The following is an 18,346-nucleotide window of genomic DNA, read 5'->3' on the forward strand; positions in this document are numbered from 1 at the left end:
TTTTATCAATAAAATAGGTCAGGTTGGAGATATACAGGGAAATAAGAGGTTGGTGGTTAAAGGGGAATTTTAAAATAAAATATCCATTTCTTTATAAGGAAATGGATATTTTTGCGTATTATAATATTAAGCTGCTAATTTTTCAAATTATTCTATCTGCAGTTTTTATAGATTATTCAAATGTAATTTTATTTACTGTATCACGGTCTAATCGTTTAATCACTTCTACGATTAATCTCACCGCATTATCATAGTCATCACGATGTAAAATACCCGCATGGGAGTGAATATAACGAGTTGCAACACCGATTGCCAATGATGGTACACCGTTTGCTGTAATATGGATACTTCCTGCATCCGTACCGCCGCCAGCCATAGCTTCGAACTGGTATGGAATGCCCGCTTCATCAGCTACATCAAGGACAAATTCACGTAAGCCTGTATGAGATACCATTGATGCATCATATACGACAATTTGTGGACCTGCGCCCATTTTCGAAGTTGACTCTTTCGGTGTCACGCCTGGTGTATCACCAGCAACACCTACATCTACAGAAAAACCGATATCCGGTTGTACTTTAAATGATGACGTTTTCGCACCGCGAAGCCCGATCTCTTCTTGCACATTCCCGACACCATACACAATGTTTGGATGCTTTTCGTCTTTTAATGCTTTCAGTACATCAATCGCAATCGCACAGCCAATTCGGTTGTCCCATGCTTTCGCTAATAGATGTTTTTCATTTTTCATTACATTGAATTCGAAATATGGTGTAATCATATCGCCAGGACGTACGCCCCACTCCATTGCTTCTTCTTTGGAAGTGGCACCGATATCAACGAACATTGATTTAATATCCACTACTTTGTTTCGAACATCAGCCGGTAAAATATGTGGTGGTTTTGATCCGATCACACCAATAATTTCTTCCCCTTTACGTGTTGTAATTGTCACACGTTGGGCTAGCATTACTTGGCTCCACCAGCCGCCTACTGTTTGGAAGAAGACGAACCCTTTATCGTCGATGCGTGTAACCATGAAACCAACTTCATCTAAGTGACCCGCAACCATAATTTTCGGACCATTTTCATCGCCTACTTTTTTTGCGATTAAACTGCCTAAGTTATCTGTTTCTACTTCATCTGCATATGGTGCGATGTACTTTTTCATCACTTCACGTGGTGCACGTTCATTTCCTGGAATGCCGTTTGCATCTGTTAAATCTTTGAACATTTGTAATGTAGCATCGAGCTTTGTCATATCGGTTTTCCCCCTAATAATTACTCTTCTTTATTATAGCGACAATATTTCGAAATGTGAAATAGTTTCTCGACTTTAGGTAAATTAATAACCATTTCGTTGTCGCTCATAATTTTTTTCATTCTTTAATTCATACGCCTGCAAAACGTCATCGATTGTAAAGTTTAAGTTATAGGCAATTAAGCTGTACTGTTCCCACATTGCCCTGTAATTTTCTTCTGTTTGGTGCTGCAAAAACGTCAGAATCGTCTGTGTCGTATTAAGAAATGTTTCAGTTAACTTTTGCTTTTCTTTTAAATAGGGCCACTCCTCCAAAAGAAAGCCGCGCATATTTCCAAGTGAAAGCATAAAGTGAACCGAATCTACAAATTCTTCTAAAAGGACAGCTCTTTCCGATGGCCCCTTCGTTGACCAAAACTTGAAACAGCGTGTTTCGTTAGCAAGTTCACTTAGCTCGACTAACAATGCGAGGCCTTTTTCGTCAAACACATCCTTTTGTACATGTTGGTTTTCTTCAATAAATCGGTCAAGTTGCCGCTGCTTTTCAAATAATTGACGAAATTGCATTAAAACATCCCTCTTTTTCAAAATAAAATGAAACTTTTTATACTACTCAATCGTATAGGAGGGAATCAACGTAAGCAAGGAGGAAGTTTCATGGCTATATTGTTACGACTTGCCATCATCCTTCTCATCATTTACATATTTTATAGAGGGGTACGCTACTTAATCGACCCAAAGCGTAAATTGGATGAGGCCTATGAAAATGGACAATATTATTTTTATGATGATGTGAAAAACATTCGGAAAAACTTTTTCATTTCGTATAAGGGAGCATTATTTGAAGGAGAAAAGTATTTAGGTACGACTGACAATACATTTGAAGTCGTAAGTATTTTCGTCTTTGTCCATGATGCGATGAAACTTCAAGGGTTTACGAAAGAAGATTTTTTGTATTTGGAAAATGAGATTCTCATGAATTATCCAAACGCCTCGATTAATTGGAAAAATCCGATTGAACAACTGATGAAAGATTAACTGGAGATAGCGAACCTCATGATTGTGAGGTTCGCTTTTTTGAAACTTTTTTCTCCTATTCCCGTATAAATGGATGAGGTGAAATATTATGGAAGTATATATTAAAAAAGCAGGTTACATACCAAATAAATCAAGCGTCGAACAAATTGAATTTTCGATGCAACCTGGTACAATCATTGGTTTAATCGGTGGAAACGGCGCAGGAAAAAGTACTACAATTCAATCAATGCTCGGTGTTATTCCCTATTTTGAAGGGACAATCACTATACCCTCCTACGGTTATGTTCCAGAACGTCCATTATTATATGAGCATTTCACACTGCGCGAGCATCTTCAATTTTTAATTGATGAATATAACGACAAAACACTTTGGGATAAAGCAAAGCAGTTACTTACACTTTTTCAAATTGACCAGCGACTGGATGATTTGCCGATATATTTTTCTAAAGGGATGCAACAAAAAGTGATGCTTGTGTTGGCTTTTTTAATCGAACGACCACTCTACATATTGGATGAACCATTCATGGGTCTAGATCCTCGAGCTATGCGGGAACTGCTCGTTTTAATTGATGAACGAAAACAGCAAGGTGCAACCTTTTTACTTTGCACACACCAATTAGAGATGGCTGAAATGCTTTGTGACCATTACATTCTCCTTCATGAAGGAAATATTCAAGCTAAGGGTACCTTGCATGAGCTTCAACAATTGATCGGACAACCTATTTCTTTACTGGATATCTTTTATGAATTGCAAGGCAGGTTATAACAATGTTTACTAAACGTCTTTATCGCTCATATCAATTCAATTTTAAACTAATTAAATCAATTACAGATTGGACCGTTCTCCTATACCTTTTAGTGCCGAGTATCATTATCGGCTTTTTCCTATATCGCGATATTGCTGGTAATTTTCAAGTATTTGAACTTCAGCCAATTCCCTTACTCCTTCTGTTATTTGGATTAAGCTTCTTCTTAGTTAAACCATCTTTACGCCTCTTTATATATGATGCTGATCTGTTATTTTATAAACAACAGGGAAGGAAAATTCATCATATTAAATTATGGGGTTATAGTTATTCATTCTTACTTTATAATTGTGTACTTGTAATTCTATTATTGCTCGCTTCGCCCTTTATCATATTGCCATTATGGGAAGTCCTTTTCGCTTTAAATATAATAAGCGCACTTCATATATGTATACAGTATATATGTCAAAAGTGGTTTACAAAATGGCCATTACTATTCTTAATTCATGCACTTATTATTTTTTGCCTCAGCATTTTACCATTATGGGGATTTTCCATACTGCTTCTTGCTGTTCATCTACTTTTACTAAATATTGTACTAAGCAATCGTTACTGGACAATCGAAACACGTTGGGAATATGAAGCCTTTTACAGTTGGATGAAGCGCATTTACCAATTTAGCCTGGAAATGCGTTATTATATGCCGGCCAAGACGAAGCAGCCGCTTATTTTACTTGCGAAAAAGAAAGTATTAAGTACACATAGGATCGATAATTTAATTTACAAAACAATCTTGAGAAAACTGAATTACTTAAAATCGCCTGTTCAACTCATTGTCATTAGCATTGGTCTTCTCTTCGTGCTCCCTATATGGGCAAAAGCAGTTGTCCTCATATTTTCTTTTGTCGGTTTAAACGTTGCCCTTAGCTCTATACTCAATGAAATTAAACAAGCGCCTTTTTTTCAATTAATGCCCGTTCAGGAAAATGAGTGGTTTCAGGCAAAGAAACGTATCAAATACCGCTTTTTTACTCCGATTGGCATTGTTATGATGCTCCTATTTTTTATTATTTAACATAGAAACGGATGCTGCATTTTACTGCAGCATCCGTTTTAACGATTATGTCCGTAATGGCCAGGATTTGCGACCGCCCCAATCGTACTTACCCAGCGGTTTGTATAATTGAAGAATCCGGCAACATATGCGGCTTCCAATATTTCATGATCATTAAAGCCAGCCTCACGTAGTAAATCGACTTCTTTAGTCGTTATTTCATTTGGATACCTCGTTACCCGGTAAGCATAATCACATAAAGCACGCTGCTTTTCCGTAAGTTTTGCAGAGCGGTAATTATATGTTAATTGGTCCACCCAGCCAGGATTTTTTGTTATCCCGCGAAGGACATCACTATGTGAAGTAAGACAATAATTGCAATTATTCGTCGAAGAGACAACGAGCCCGATCATTTCCTTGTCTGCTAACGACAAATACGTTGTTTCTTCGTTGAACAAGGAATATTTGAATTCCAAAAACCCTTTATACTGCAGCGCATTCAATGGAAGAATTTTAAATAAATTATTTACAAATCCATTCTGCTCCAGCTGCTTTTCAACATGCTGATCGAAAAGTTGCTGTACATCTTCCGGTATTTCCTCTTCAATTGGCTTCTGTAAATAAGACAACTGCTCTTCGTATTTGCTCATTTCATAACTCCCCGCTTTTGAATTTACTGAATTTATTATAAATTACAACTATTAATCTAACAAAGGAATAATCTGCTTACCTGTATAAAAAAAGCATAGACAAATTTAGTCTATGCTTCAAAATGATATTAAAATAACTGTACGAGTAAGAAAACATGAATTGCTCCAAGTAAAGGAAAGCCAAATGCAAACTTGTTGTGCTTTGTTTTATGACGGAATAAGTACATTCCTAAAACACCGCCAAGTGCCCCTCCTAGAACGCCCAATGTTAATAATGTCCGTTCAGAAATACGCCATTCCTTCTTTTTGGCACGTTCTTTATCTATGTACATATATATACATAATACGAGTGAAACAACTGCAACATATGAAAGTGCTGCTAATTCCATCAAAATTCCCCCTAGTCAAAAAAAGACTGATAAGGAGCAAATCCCTATCAGTCTTTATTATATCTACAACTAAATATTTTGCACTTGTCGCTTACGCTTTCGGTGCAAAAATAGTTTTTGACAAGGTCAAAAATTATTTAGCAACTGCTTTTTTAGCTTCTTCAGCTAATTGAGCGAATGCTGTTGCATCAGTTACAGCTAAGTCAGCTAACATTTTACGGTTAACTTCGATACCTGCTACTTTTAAGCCGTGCATTAAACGAGAGTATGATAAACCGTTCATGCGAGCAGCTGCATTGATACGAGTGATCCATAATTTACGGAAATCACGTTTCTTTTGACGACGGTCACGGTATGCATATTGACCTGATTTCATTACTGCTTGGTTAGCTACTTTGTATAACGTGTGTTTTGAACCAAAGTAACCTTTTGCTAATTTTAAAACTTTTTTGCGACGAGCGCGTGTTACTGTTCCGCCTTTTACGCGTGGCATAGTAATTACCTCCTGCTAATTCTTTCGAATGTTTGATTGTATTTTTTGTTTTTAATAATCTTTTAAACGGTCAAGATTATTTCATGTAAGTTAATAATGTACGGATACGCTTGAAATCGCCTGAAGTTGCAACTTTCGCTTTACGTAAGTGACGTTTTGCTTTAGTTGATTTGTTAGCGAATAAGTGAGAGCCATAAGCACGGTCAAATTTTAATTTACCAGTACCTGTTTTTTTGAAACGTTTCGCAGCTCCACGGTGAGTTTTCATTTTTGGCATGTCGATTTCCTCCTAAACTTGTTTCTACATACGTATTATTTCTCTGTCTTCGGTTGAAGAACTAAGAACATGCTTCGGCCTTCCATCTTCGGTTTTTGTTCAACCGTAGATACTTCAGCACAAGCTTCAGCAAAGCGATCTAGCACACGCTGACCAATTTCTTTGTGTGTGATTGCACGACCTTTAAAGCGAATTGAAGCTTTAACTTTATCTCCTTTTTCAAGGAACTTAATCGCATTACGTAATTTCGTTTGAAAATCATGTTCATCGATTGTTGGGCTCAAACGAACCTCTTTCATTACGATTACTTTAGAGTTTTTACGAATTTCACGGTCTTTCTTTTGCTGTTCAAACTTAAATTTACCATAGTCCATGATACGAGCGACTGGTGGCTTGGCTTGAGGGGCCACAAGGACAAGATCCAAGTTAGCACGAGCGGCAATTTCCAACGCTTCTGTACGCGTTTTTAGACCAAGCTGATCACCATTGTGGTCAATTAGACGAAGTTCGCGCGCGCGGATGCCTTCGTTTACATACATGTCTTTGCTAATATTAATCCACCTCCAAGTGTTTGTCGCGAATACATGAGTTGGTGTAAAGTATAACCCTGTCGAACGGTACACCTCTGCGTGATGTCCATATGTTCTTCTTGTCTTTACAAACAAAAAGGACGGACATTTGAGATGTCCGCCCGCTATATGTGCATACGCATTCATGCGTAAAACAATTCAACGTTTCTAATACCTGCACGTAACTTATATAAAAGCACTTGTCAGGTGAGAAGCGGGCAGCCTCTACTTTCAAACTTTTGTATTCATAACCTAAATAATCTTAACACGAGCCCAAAATAACGTCAAGCATTTTTATATGATTAATTTTATTATTTCTCTTTATTTTTAAAATAAATGAAATTAATTATCATTTCCAGGTTTTACTTGAAAAATTCGTGGTATCTAATTAGGGACCCACATTTTATCGATAGGAGGAATTTTTAATATGTTCAGACATCAGAAAGAATTACAATTTGAGGTAAAAGTTGAAAGACCAGATCCATTATTAGCGAAACAAATTCAGGAAGTTCTTGGCGGTCAGTTCGGTGAAATGAGTGTCATGATGCAATATCTGTTCCAAGGTTGGAACTGCCGTGGCGAAGAAAAATATAAAGACTTATTAATGGATATCGGTACCGAGGAAATCGGTCACGTCGAAATGCTATGTTCTTTAATTAGTCAATTACTTGATGGTGCATCACCGGATGACCAGCAAAAAATTGCGCAAGATCCGATGATGAATTCAATTATGGGCGGCATTAATCCGCAACATTTAATTGTTAGTGGTTTAGGGGCTACTCCAAAAGACTCTAATGGTGTACCATGGAATGCCGGTTATATTGCAGCGAGTGGTAACCTGCTAGCAGACTTCCGCGCAAACTTAAATGCAGAATCACAAGGCCGTTTACAAGTTGCGCGTTTATACCATATGACAAAAGATGAAGGTGTACGTACTGTATTCAGAAAAATGCTGGCACGCGACCGTTATCACCAATATCAATGGATGGCAGCTATTAAAGAGCTTGAAGAAAAGAAAGGCTTCGTCGTTCCTGCTTCATTCGCACCGGAAGACGAGTTGGAAGCTCAGCCGCATGCCTATGAGTTATGGAGCTTATCAGAAGGTACAGCCTCTAAAAATGGTCCGTGGGCACAAGGCACAGCACCAGACGGAACTGGGGAATTTGTATTCTTGGATAACCCGGCACCAATGGGACAAGTACCGAACCCAGCAGTACCACCAACAACTTTACACCATGATATCGATGTAGATAAAAAATTATAATCTACTATAAAAACTGCCCTCGACTTGTTGTATTACCATCAGGTCGAGGACAGTTTTTTCTTTTACATCATATTGGGCGGTGTGTCGAATATAACTGGCGGTGCTGGCCGTAAAACAGGAGCCGGCGCAAAAGGTTGCGGGTGTTCCACATAATTAAAGACACCCTCCCCATCCATACTCGGTCCGTGTGCCCAGCGCCCGTGCGCGCTTTCATTTCCACGGGAGAAGTTAAACAATGTATAGGCTACTTCCCGTTTTTCCAGCTCTTTAGGGAAAGTGCTTGGCACAACAATATTTTCCTGAGCTTCTAATTCTTTAATCGCTGCAACCCACTGATTTTGATGCATTGTATCTCTAGCAAGCAACCACGAAAACATATCACGTACCCCTGGATCATCCGTTTCATAATACAGGCGTGCTACCTGCAGACGCCCTTGTGATTCGGCATTCAGATTCGCACGGAAATCCGCCAGTAAGTTGCCGCTTGCTGCAATATAGCCGGCATTCCAGGGCACGCCATTGGAATCCTTCGGTGCAGCCCCTAGACCACTTACGATTATATGTTGCGGGTTACTGCCCCCTAAAATTGCTGCTATCAGCGGGTCCTTTGCAGCCTCATCTAATATTATCGGTTCTACCCCATCCAGCAATCTCGCGATCATTGTTGAAATCATTTCTATATGAGCAAGCTCTTCCGTGCCCGTATCCATCAGTAAGTCACGGTATTTTTCATTGCCTCTCGTATTCCAGCCCTGGAATAAATATTGAAGTGCTACAGACATTTCCCCAAATTGCCCTCCGAGAATTTCTTGCATTTTACGGGCCATAACCGGATCCGGTTTACACGGCTTGGCTTCATACTGCAGTTCCTTTATATGATAAAACATTTATTCACTCCTTTTATATTTCCTACTATATGCATTTACCTAAAAAGTGCTTTTAAAAATATAAAATTCGTAGCTTGCAATTTAAAAACTAAAAAGGCGGCCTACAAAATGAGGGCCGCCTTCTTTTTATTATTTCTTCACTTCTGCTGTAATATCTGCAAGGAACTGTTCAAAGCTGATTGTTTCTGAATCCTTTGAACCGTAACGTCGGATATTCACCGCATTTTCTGCTACTTCTTTATCTCCAAGTACAAGCATGTACGGAATTTTTTGCATTTGTGCTTCACGGATTTTGTAACCTAATTTTTCTTCACGGTCATCCATTTCCACACGGATACCAGCTGCTGCTAATTTTTCTTGTACTTCGCGTGCGTAATCATAGTGCACTGCATTCGAAACAGGAATAATTGTTGCTTGAACCGGTGCCAACCATGTTGGGAATGCCCCTTTGTATTCTTCGATTAAGAATGCTACGAAACGTTCCATTGTCGATACAACACCACGGTGGATAACAACTGGGCGTTGTGGCTGACCATCTTCTCCAATGTAAGAAAGATCAAAGCGTTGTGGCAATAAGAAGTCAAGTTGTGCAGTCGATAAAGTTTCCTCTTTACCAATTGCTGTTTTTACTTGAACGTCTAGTTTCGGACCATAGAATGCTGCTTCGTCTTCAGCGATGAAGTAGTCATATCCAAGCTCATCCATTGCTTCTTTTAACATTGCCTGTGCAGTTTCCCACATTTGATCGTCATCAAAGTATTTCTCTGTGTTGTTTGGATCGCGGTAAGAAAGACGGAATGAGAAGTCTTTCAAATCAAAGTCTTTATATACTTCTAAAATCAGTTCAACTACTTTTTTGAATTCTGCTTTAATTTGGTCCGGACGTACGAAAATGTGCGCGTCATTTAGAGTCATTCCGCGTACACGTTGCAGACCAGATACCGCACCACTCATTTCATAACGGTGCATTGTGCCAAGCTCCGCGATACGGATTGGTAAGTGACGGTAAGAGTGCAGACCATTTTTGAATACCATCATATGGTGAGGACAGTTCATTGGACGTAAAACAAGTGTTTCATTGTCCATTTCCATTGGAGGGAACATGCCGTCTTGATAGTGCTCCCAGTGTCCTGATGTTTCGTATAATTTTTTCGAGCCAAGCACTGGTGTATATACGTGTTTGTAGCCTAAAGATAACTCTTTGTCTACGATGTAACGTTCAATAGTACGGCGGATTGTTGCACCATTTGGTAACCAAAGCGGTAAACCTTGACCAACTGTTTGGCTAGTCATGAATAAATCCAATTCTTTACCGATTTTACGGTGATCGCGTTCTTTTGCTTCTTCAAGCATTTGAAGATGGTGTTTCAACTCGTCTTTTGTGAAGAATGCAGTACCGTAAATACGTTGCAGCATTTTGTTGTCTGAGTTACCGCGCCAGTAAGCACCAGCTAATGATAATAGTTTGAACTCTTTTAATTTACCTGTAGATGGTACGTGTACACCACGGCAAAGGTCAAAGAAATCGCCTTGGTAGTAAATTGATACTTGGTCATCTGCTGGAATTGCTTCTAGTAGTTCTAATTTATATTCGTCGCCAACTTCCTCGTAAATTTTTTGTGCTTCATCACGAGAAACGTTTTTGCGCTCGATTTCGATGTTTTCAGAAATGATTTTTTTCATTTCTTTTTCGATAGCTGGTAAATCTTCTGCAGTAATCGGTGTTGGTGAATCGATGTCATAGTAGAAGCCTGAATCGATAACTGGACCGATACCTAATTTTGCGTCCGGGTAAAGACGTTTTACTGCCTGTGCTGTTAAGTGGGCAGTAGAGTGACGAAGGATTTCTAATGCTTCGTCTGATTTATTTGTAATGATTTCGATTGCACCATCTTGCTCGATTCCAGTTTTTGCATCGATTAATGTGCCGTTAATTTTACCTGCTAAAGTTGATTTTTTTAGACCTGGGCTGATTGAGCCTGCAACGTCCAATGTAGATGTTCCCTTGGCGAATTCCTTTATTGCGCCATCCGGGAATGTTAATTTGATCATTTCTGACATGTTGTTGTCCTCCTTTTAAATATTTGAAAGTGATAAAATGCCGTCTTTAAATGCCGTTGATTTCCGTTTCGGTTACGCTTTCCGTGGGCACGGCTCGAGCCTGTAGTCTCTCACTCGTGCTTTTCCCGCTGGAGTCGAACCTCCACTCCAATCAACTAGTTTTCCCTGCAAATATCATTTCACTACTCTTTTATAAAATTTGTTCAGCACTTTTAGGCAAAATAAAAAGCACCATCCCAATAAAGGGACGATGCTGTATGCTCGTGGTGCCACCCTTCTTCCTTCTTCGTTAAAACGAATCAGAAGCTCTCGGTCAGTTAACGTACTGAGAAACGATGGCGGATTGGCCCCGCCACTGCTCCAAGGTAGTAAAGTATAACGCTTGTGCTAGGAAGCTTGCAGCCGTGTCTTCCCTCTCTAAAAGCCAGTTCGTTAAACTTGTTGTCCTTTTCAATGCATTTATTGTTTATTTACGTACAAAGTATACGCTCGATTTTGCAGAAATGCAATATTGAAAAATAAAACTTTTAATATTTTATCTTCTGCGGTTTGTTCCGGTAATTTCAAGCGGTGTCGTTAATGCTTGTACTCGCTGTAAAATACGGCCAGATTTCATTTCATCAATTGCCCCATGTTCAGTTACGGACCATTGTTCTTCCAACTGTTTGTAATTGAAGTTCGAAGAGATAAATGTCGGCAATTTTTCCGCCATACGGTAATGCAGGATCGACCCGATAATTTCATCTCTTGTCCAAGTAGAAATCGGCTCTGAACCTACATCATCGAGCATTAGTACCGGTACTTTTTTTACAAAGTCGATTTTCTGTTCAATCGAACCTTCTGTTACCGCCGACTTTAATTCACGGATGAATTCCGGCATATATACTAATAAAGTTTGAATACGTTCTTTTGATAATGCATTTGCGATGGCGCCTAAAATATAGGTTTTTCCAACACCAAATGTGCCGTATAAATACAGCCCTTTTGCAGGAAGCTCTTTCGTTTCACGGTATTGTTTTCTGAATTCAACCATAAACTGTGTCGCAGCCATGCGGGAGTTATCATTCATATCCATTTCATTAAAGTCTGCCTTCAGGACATCCTTTGGCATATACATCGTTTTCATCATTGAAGCTAATTCACGCTGGTCATCTTCTTTAATCATTTGTTCGCACTTGCGGTAAATAATATTAATTTGACCATTCGAAAGCATTAATTGCGGAACATGGCCTTTATAGAAATTTTGACATTGTGATGTAGAACCGGCCCCACAGCATGAGTGCTTTTGCTCTACAAATTCGAAAAGAGTTGTCATTCCATATTGGATAACAGCCGAGTTTTCCGTCATATTATGGTCAGTCATAAACTGTTTTACACTTGGATGTGAAAGGACCCGGTTTTTTAATTCATTATATTTTTGCTCAAATGATGGGATATTAATTTTATTGAGCGAATCTTTTATTGGTTCGATAGTACTCACCTGCTTTAATCACTATTTAATTGCTCTAATAACTTTTTGCGCTGCTCTTCAAAATCAATATTGTTTTGAGTATTGTTGGAATTTGCCTGTTGTACAGGTTCCTGATCTTTTTCTTTAAACCAATCCGGAACAACACCAACTTTTCTTGCCCCGCGCTGTTTGTTTTTCTTATCTTGCATTTCAGTATATATCTTCGCTTGATTAATCGTCTGAATTTTATTGTTTCGCCATGTATTTGCGACACTGTTAATATATTTTTCAGGCAATGCACCTTCTGTTTTTTCCATTACATACTCTAGCATGTAATTGACGACAGCCGGGACCATCTTGTAATGCAGGATCAATTTTTCTGCTGTTGCGACAACATAAGCAAACGGCTCATGACCATCGTTTAACTCTTTTGTAAATACATAAGGCGTCGCTTTTTCATAGCGGGCCAATTCTGGTGTAAACACATAACCTGGAGGATAATATTTCGGTAAATCCTGCTCGGTAATTTTTACGTCTACTTTATTTTCTTTATAATTCGATTCAATGTAAGCAAGTGCATCTTTAGCCAATAAGATGTTTTTCAATTGCATATTCAGTGCAAGTGTCTGAATTTGATTACGTCCAAAACGGCTCGTTTTATTCGTTAATATAAATTCAAGAATTGCGTTGACAACACCGACTTTAATGCCATGTTTTAATACGAGGTCATCCACTTGCTTCACTAACATTTCAACCGGTTCTTTACCGTTAAGTAAATTTTTCATGAAATCATATGGCAATGTTTCATCGAAAGCCGGAATCCATTTTGACATATCCTTAACGGTAACTTTAAATGCAAGCGGTGTATCCATCGTAATTTTAGAAGCCTTCAATTGCGTTCCATCGCTTTCTTCTACAATACGAAGAGCTTCTAAAGCGTTTGCTGGAGGGTTTAACATCCAGTTGCCGGCGATAGACTGCACAAAGTTTTTCGTTAGTTTCCCATTGCTCTCATTATAGGCATATTCCATCAGCACATTGACTGCACCTACTGAAAGGCCTTGCTGCAATACGAGTTCCTCGGCTAAATCGACAATAAATTTCACCGGTTTTTTCCCTTTATACAGTGATTTCAGGAAATAATAAGGCACCGTTTTATCATAGTGAATCGACTGGTCATCTACCGTTAAATAATCTTCTGTCACTTTAATAAGATTGCGTTCATTTCGCTTTTCAATATAGTCCAATGCTTGCTCGGCTGTTTTAATTTGATTGTACCGGATTTCAGATGCCAATGCTTCTACAAACGATTCCGGCAAGTTGCCTTTTGTCGAGTCCCATACATGACGAATGATCACATTTGCCACTTCTATCGGGATATCATAAGAACTGTAAAGCGATTCTGCTATTTTCACATGCCCTGAAAATGGTTCTTCACCATGAGTCAAAATCAGCAAATACTGATAAGGTGTAGAATTTTTAAAATCAACGAGCGCTGAATCAGGAGAATCGGTTTTCGAGTTATTATTTTCTTCAACTATATTCAAATCGTTATTTGTAACCGTAATTTGCGATAAGTTTTTCGATTTACGATCACGGTAACTATGTTCAACCTTTGCAATTTCCATTGTATTTTCGGCTGTTTTCGCACCTTTTTTCAGCCAGTTATTCATGACTACCTTCATAAAGTTTTTATTATAATTTAACTCGTCATTCATTGAAATATAATGTATCAAAACATTCAATGTGCCGTAAGAAACCCCTTTTCTAATGAAATTATTAAATTCCATTACTACGGATTCCGGAGGCAAATAACCATTAAATTTTTGGAAAACTTCAATCGGTGAGGTTTTTTCTAAATACTCGATTAAACCTTCTTTATCATTAATATTTTGCTGTGTTTTTGCAGGGGCGGTATTGATGACTTCTACCGAACGGAAAATGTCCTGTTTTTTAATCAGTTTCGGCTTTGCGACACCTACGTTCAGCTGGTAGTATTCTTCACAGCGTTTTTCAAGCTCTTTTTTCGTAAGACCTTCATCTGTATCCCATGCGAGTAACACTATTCTTTGCATATCCGTCACAGAGAAATTATACATAAACGCTAATTTAGCAATGGCAATCTTAATATCCAGTGTAAATAACTTACTTGGGATTAAGTTTTGGCTCATGCCCATCATGAAGCTTTTAAAATCAAATAAGTCATACTCAAACGGGTACGACATTTTCGAACGTTCGTTTACCGAACCTGTATTTTCCTGCATTACTTGCTTTAGTTCAGTTTCTGTTATTGCAACAAATGCATCATTAAAGCTGCATGTGACATCTTTGTATCCTTGTAATGAAATATCATGTTTTGCTAATTTATTACGTAATGATTCATATTGTTCGCGACCGATTTTTCGTAAAAGCGCTACAGAAAGAATTGAATCATCAAAGAAGTCATGGCCAGTCAATGGCGGATATAAAATATATTTCATCGATTTATATGAATCCATCATCTTCTCAAAGGACTTCACTAAACCAATTGCTTCTAATACTATTCTTGCTTCCAGTAATTGCTTCGGTTTAAAACTTAATGAATCGAGCAGGTTGCTATGAAAACAAGTTGCTTTTTCGTGTTGTTGTGTTTCAACCCATAACTTTAAATATAGTGCTGTAGCTTCAACACCGATAATCGGCTGATAGCATAATTGCAATGCAAGCTGATGCTCACTAGTGATAGTTTGAGGGCAATGAATTTCACAATGGTCATATGGATTTAGCTGATTCATCATTACCATTTATCCCTCCTAACACTTATTTGTCATTTGATTGACGGGTCATGATTTCTTTCAGTTCCTCGATAAATACAGTAATATCTTTAAATTGGCGGTAAACAGATGCGAAGCGTACATAGGCTACTTCATCAATTTTCGCGAGTCGGTCCATTACCATCTCCCCGACATCTTCCGAGCGTACTTCCGCATTGCCTAAACGGCGCAATTCTTTTTCGATCGATAATACAATCTCTTCTAATTGTTCTAAAGCAACCGGCCGTTTTTCACATGCGCGTATTAGACCACGCAATACTTTTTCACGGCTGAACTCCTCGCGTGAACCATCTTTTTTCACAACGATTAACGGGGTTTCTTCAATTTTTTCAAAAGTCGTAAAGCGAAAGGCACATGATTCACATTCACGACGTCTGCGAATTTCTTTATTATCATCAACAGGTCTTGAGTCTACAACGCGTGTCCCGTTGTATTGACAAGCTGGACATCTCATATAATAATTTCTCCTAAAAGTTAGTTTAATTCTATTATAACAAAAACAACGCGCTTGAAATAGTGCTTCACGCGCGTTGAAATTTTCCAATGGAAAGTCATTCAATTATATAGTGCATTATTGCTTCACACAATAGAAAAAGCCTTTTGCAAAAATGATTTACTTTCTGCAAAAGGTTCTTTTTGTGTCATTAAGGCGCGTGTTTATGCCTCTTTTAAGTGTTCAATCACACTTATTGAAGCTATAAATTATGCACTTACTGCTGCTAATTCATTTGCAATTTTCTTAGTTAAGTCTACTACGCGAGCAGAGTAACCCCACTCATTATCATACCAAGCGATGACTTTTACTTTACGGTCAGCTAATACAATCGTAGTTAGACCGTCTACAGTAGATGAGTATGTTGTTGTATTGTAGTCAGAAGATACTAATGGCTCCATAGAGAAGTTTAAAATACCGTTCATTTTGCCTTCAGCTGCCGCTTTAAATGCTGCATTTACTTCTTCTACTGTTACGTCTTTTTCTACATCTACAACTAAATCAACTAAAGAAACGTTTGGTGTTGGTACACGTAATGCCATACCGTGGATTTTTCCATCCAATTCCGGTAAAACAAGACGTAATGCTTTTGCTGCACCAGTTGAAGTCGGGATAATAGATGATCCACAGTTACGTGCACGACGTAAATCTTTGTGTGGATTATCGATGTTGTTTTGATCGTTTGTATAAGCGTGAACTGTTGTCATTAAACCGTTTACAATACCGAACTCATCGTTTAATACTTTTGCTACAGGAGCTAAGCAGTTTGTTGTACAAGATGCATTCGAAATGACATCATGCTTTGATAAATCCAATTTGTCGTCATTTACACCTAAAACAACTGTAATATCTTCGTTTTTACCAGGAGCAGTTAAAATAACTTTTTTCGCGCCAGCTTCAATATGTTTTGCTGCTTTTTCACGGTCATTGAATTTACCAGTGGCTTCAATTACGATATCTACGCCCATTTGAGCCCATGGTAATTTTAATGGATCACGTTCACTAACTAATTCAACACGTTTGCCATTTACAATTAAAGCACCTTCGACTGCTTCAACAGTTCCCGGGAAAACACCATGATTTGTGTCATACTTAATTAAATGTGCTAACGTTTCAGATGGATAGCTTGCGTTCACTGCTACGATATTCACGTCACCGCGCATCATTGCTTGTCGGAACACCATACGACCAATGCGGCCAAAACCATTAATTGCAATAGAAACTGTCATATTATTTAAATCCTCCTAAAAGTACGATTCATTCGTTTTATTTATTCGTTGATTAGTATAACACATATTATAAAAAGTTGAACATATTTAATCCACTAAAATAAATTTGTTATTTTCAGATAATACATACCCTCAAAATAAAAACCTCAACCAACTTTTAATAAAATTAGTTGAGGTATTATTTTACTTCAGTACGTTCCACTCATACAAAATATTTTGAAGCTGAATTGCTGTATCTTCCAGCGTGCCGTTATTATGAATAACCGCATCAGCTAACTGTTCTTTTTCTTTAACCGGAATCTGTGTCGCCATACGAGCGTTTGCTTCTTCTTCCGAAAAGCCGTTTCGTTCCATTAAGCGCTGCAGCTGCACTTCTTTTTTTACAGAAACTACAATAATTTTTTCAACGAAATGTTCCAGCTTGCTTTCGAATAGCAGCGGAATATCCATGAAAATATTTTTTTCGCCAAACGAAATAAATTCATCGCGCTGACGCAGCATTTCTTCACGAATAGCCGGATGTATGATGCCATTTAAAGTTTTCCGCATTTCCTCATTATGAAATATAATACTTCCTACTTTTGCCCGATCCATTGAACCATCATGTGCAATGACTTCCGGTCCAAATGCTTCTGCAATTTTATTTAATGTCGGTGTGCCAGGCTCGACTACTTGTCGCGCTACTACATCTGCATCAACGATCGGCAATCCGTATGACTCAATCATTTTTGCAACTGTGCTCTTTCCGCTGGCAATGCTACCCGTTAAACCAATAATCACAGCAATTCCCCTTTACTTTTGACATTGCGGACAATATGTTGATGTTCTGCCCGCGATTACGAGCGACTCTGTATTTGTTTCACATACAACACATTGCTTTTTTCCATACATTTTCAGTCGATGCTGCATAGTTCCGGCACCGCCATTAATACTTCGGTAGTCTGAAATTGTCGACCCGCCGGAATCAATGCTCTCCTGCAATACATCACATATTACGTGAAAGAGCTGCGTCTTTTGCTCACGACTTAACTCATTCGTTACTTTCCCCGGATGAATAAGCATTTTGAACAATGCTTCGGTTGCATAAATATTGCCGCAACCGGAAATCACCTGCCCATCCATGATGACTTCTTTAATTGGTTTTTTAGCGAATTTCGGTTTTTCACTTTGCATGAGGAAAAAATCACAGGCGATTTCATCAAAAGGCTCCGGTGCCATTTTTAACAATGGCGGATGATCGGCAATTTCTTTAATAAAGCGCAATTCACCAAAACGGCGGATATCAGCATAGACAAGCAATTCTCCGCTCGCCAATGTGAATATCGCATGAATATGCTTCCGGAATTTTTCTTCCGTAATCTCCAGCACATCATTCACAACAAACCATGCTCCACTCATCCCTAAATGATTCACTAACATAAAACGTTCATCATTTTTCTTAAGATGAAAGAATATATATTTTGACCTGCGCTCCAATTTATCGATTGTCATATCGCGTACTAACAGTTCAAATTGAGAAGGCTTTGCGTTTTTTACAATCGCCTGTTTACCTGCTTCATGCGATGTGTAAACGACATCCGATAAAGAGACAGTTTCAATCGTTTTCCCTTCTACGATTGGCCGTAAATCACGTACGACCCCTTCTACTTCTGGTAATTCTGGCATAAATGGT

At 38.4% G+C, this 18,346-nt stretch carries 19 protein-coding genes; 4 read left to right on the forward strand and 15 right to left on the reverse strand.

All coding sequences use genetic code 11. The features are described 5' to 3' along the window. Positions 1 to 172: 172 nt before the first annotated feature. A complete protein-coding gene (locus tag B5473_RS19700) occupies positions 173 to 1,261 on the reverse strand; it encodes a M42 family metallopeptidase (protein WP_079528340.1) in 1,089 nt (362 codons plus the stop codon). An 84-nt stretch (positions 1,262 to 1,345) separates the two neighbouring features. Continuing rightward, positions 1,346 to 1,828, reverse strand: a complete 483-nt coding sequence (locus tag B5473_RS19705) for a dUTP diphosphatase (RefSeq protein WP_079528342.1) — start codon at positions 1,826 to 1,828, stop codon at positions 1,346 to 1,348. A gap of 90 nt (positions 1,829 to 1,918) precedes the next feature. Here B5473_RS19705 and B5473_RS19710 point away from each other — a divergent pair, with 90 nt between their 5' ends. The 3 genes from B5473_RS19710 (at position 1,919) to B5473_RS19720 (ending at position 4,120) form a co-directional block, all read left to right on the forward strand. After that, a complete protein-coding gene (locus tag B5473_RS19710) occupies positions 1,919 to 2,299 on the forward strand; it encodes a sigma-w pathway protein ysdB (RefSeq protein WP_079528344.1) in 381 nt (126 codons plus the stop codon). Positions 2,300 to 2,387: 88 nt separating this feature from the next. Next, positions 2,388 to 3,065 (forward strand): ABC transporter ATP-binding protein, encoded by a 678-nt coding sequence (locus B5473_RS19715; protein WP_079528346.1) that lies wholly within the window; start codon positions 2,388 to 2,390, stop codon positions 3,063 to 3,065. 2 nt (positions 3,066 to 3,067) lie between these two features. After that, positions 3,068 to 4,120 (forward strand): ABC transporter permease, encoded by a 1,053-nt coding sequence (locus B5473_RS19720; protein ID WP_079528348.1) that lies wholly within the window; start codon positions 3,068 to 3,070, stop codon positions 4,118 to 4,120. 38 nt (positions 4,121 to 4,158) lie between these two features. On the opposite strand, the gene B5473_RS19725 is transcribed toward B5473_RS19720, so the two are convergent. The 5 genes from B5473_RS19725 to infC form a co-directional block, all read right to left on the reverse strand. After that, the gene (locus B5473_RS19725) at positions 4,159 to 4,749 is read right to left on the reverse strand and encodes a peroxidase-related enzyme (protein WP_079528350.1); all 591 of its coding nucleotides are present in this window, start codon (positions 4,747 to 4,749) and stop codon (positions 4,159 to 4,161) included. A gap of 128 nt (positions 4,750 to 4,877) precedes the next feature. After that, positions 4,878 to 5,138: a DUF1294 domain-containing protein gene (locus tag B5473_RS19730; RefSeq protein WP_079528352.1), complete on the reverse strand. Its 261-nt coding sequence runs from the start codon at positions 5,136 to 5,138 to the stop codon at positions 4,878 to 4,880. A gap of 133 nt (positions 5,139 to 5,271) precedes the next feature. After that, positions 5,272 to 5,631, reverse strand: a complete 360-nt coding sequence (rplT, locus tag B5473_RS19735; protein ID WP_079528354.1) for a 50S ribosomal protein L20 — start codon at positions 5,629 to 5,631, stop codon at positions 5,272 to 5,274. A gap of 76 nt (positions 5,632 to 5,707) precedes the next feature. Next, positions 5,708 to 5,908: a 50S ribosomal protein L35 gene (gene rpmI, locus B5473_RS19740; protein ID WP_008407727.1), complete on the reverse strand. Its 201-nt coding sequence runs from the start codon at positions 5,906 to 5,908 to the stop codon at positions 5,708 to 5,710. Between the two features lie 35 nt (positions 5,909 to 5,943). Further along, positions 5,944 to 6,447, reverse strand: a complete 504-nt coding sequence (gene infC, locus B5473_RS19745) for a translation initiation factor IF-3 (protein WP_139377776.1) — start codon at positions 6,445 to 6,447, stop codon at positions 5,944 to 5,946. A gap of 457 nt (positions 6,448 to 6,904) precedes the next feature. Between infC and B5473_RS19750 the strand changes: the two genes are divergently transcribed. Further along, positions 6,905 to 7,741 carry a manganese catalase family protein gene (locus B5473_RS19750; RefSeq protein ID WP_079528358.1) on the forward strand — a complete coding sequence of 279 codons (837 nt, stop codon included), beginning with the start codon at positions 6,905 to 6,907 and terminating at the stop codon, positions 7,739 to 7,741. Positions 7,742 to 7,803: 62 nt separating this feature from the next. Here the strand turns inward: B5473_RS19750 and B5473_RS19755 are convergent, their stop codons facing one another. The 8 genes from B5473_RS19755 to mutM all read right to left on the reverse strand — a co-directional run bounded on the left by B5473_RS19755 (position 7,804) and on the right by mutM (position 18,339). Further along, a complete protein-coding gene (locus tag B5473_RS19755; RefSeq protein WP_079528360.1) occupies positions 7,804 to 8,628 on the reverse strand; it encodes a manganese catalase family protein in 825 nt (274 codons plus the stop codon). Positions 8,629 to 8,757: 129 nt separating this feature from the next. Beyond that, positions 8,758 to 10,689, reverse strand: a complete 1,932-nt coding sequence (gene thrS / locus B5473_RS19760; RefSeq protein ID WP_079528362.1) for a threonine--tRNA ligase — start codon at positions 10,687 to 10,689, stop codon at positions 8,758 to 8,760. 535 nt (positions 10,690 to 11,224) lie between these two features. After that, positions 11,225 to 12,169, reverse strand: a complete 945-nt coding sequence (gene dnaI, locus B5473_RS19765) for a primosomal protein DnaI (protein WP_079528364.1) — start codon at positions 12,167 to 12,169, stop codon at positions 11,225 to 11,227. Positions 12,170 to 12,174: 5 nt separating this feature from the next. Beyond that, on the reverse strand, positions 12,175 to 14,916 hold the full coding sequence (locus tag B5473_RS19770) for a DnaD domain protein (protein ID WP_254865377.1): 2,742 nt from the start codon (positions 14,914 to 14,916) through the stop codon (positions 12,175 to 12,177). A gap of 22 nt (positions 14,917 to 14,938) precedes the next feature. Next, a complete protein-coding gene (nrdR, locus tag B5473_RS19775; protein WP_079528369.1) occupies positions 14,939 to 15,406 on the reverse strand; it encodes a transcriptional regulator NrdR in 468 nt (155 codons plus the stop codon). A gap of 248 nt (positions 15,407 to 15,654) precedes the next feature. Beyond that, complete coding sequence (locus B5473_RS19780; RefSeq protein ID WP_079528371.1) at positions 15,655 to 16,674, reverse strand: glyceraldehyde-3-phosphate dehydrogenase; 1,020 nt, start codon at positions 16,672 to 16,674, stop codon at positions 15,655 to 15,657. 183 nt (positions 16,675 to 16,857) lie between these two features. After that, positions 16,858 to 17,454 carry a dephospho-CoA kinase gene (coaE, locus tag B5473_RS19785; RefSeq protein ID WP_079528373.1) on the reverse strand — a complete coding sequence of 199 codons (597 nt, stop codon included), beginning with the start codon at positions 17,452 to 17,454 and terminating at the stop codon, positions 16,858 to 16,860. Positions 17,455 to 17,466: 12 nt separating this feature from the next. Beyond that, the gene (gene mutM, locus B5473_RS19790; RefSeq protein WP_079528375.1) at positions 17,467 to 18,339 is read right to left on the reverse strand and encodes a bifunctional DNA-formamidopyrimidine glycosylase/DNA-(apurinic or apyrimidinic site) lyase; all 873 of its coding nucleotides are present in this window, start codon (positions 18,337 to 18,339) and stop codon (positions 17,467 to 17,469) included. Between the last annotated feature and the right edge of the window lie 7 nt (positions 18,340 to 18,346).

Source organism: Solibacillus isronensis, assembly GCF_900168685.1.
Classification (GTDB): domain Bacteria; phylum Bacillota; class Bacilli; order Bacillales_A; family Planococcaceae; genus Solibacillus; species Solibacillus isronensis_A.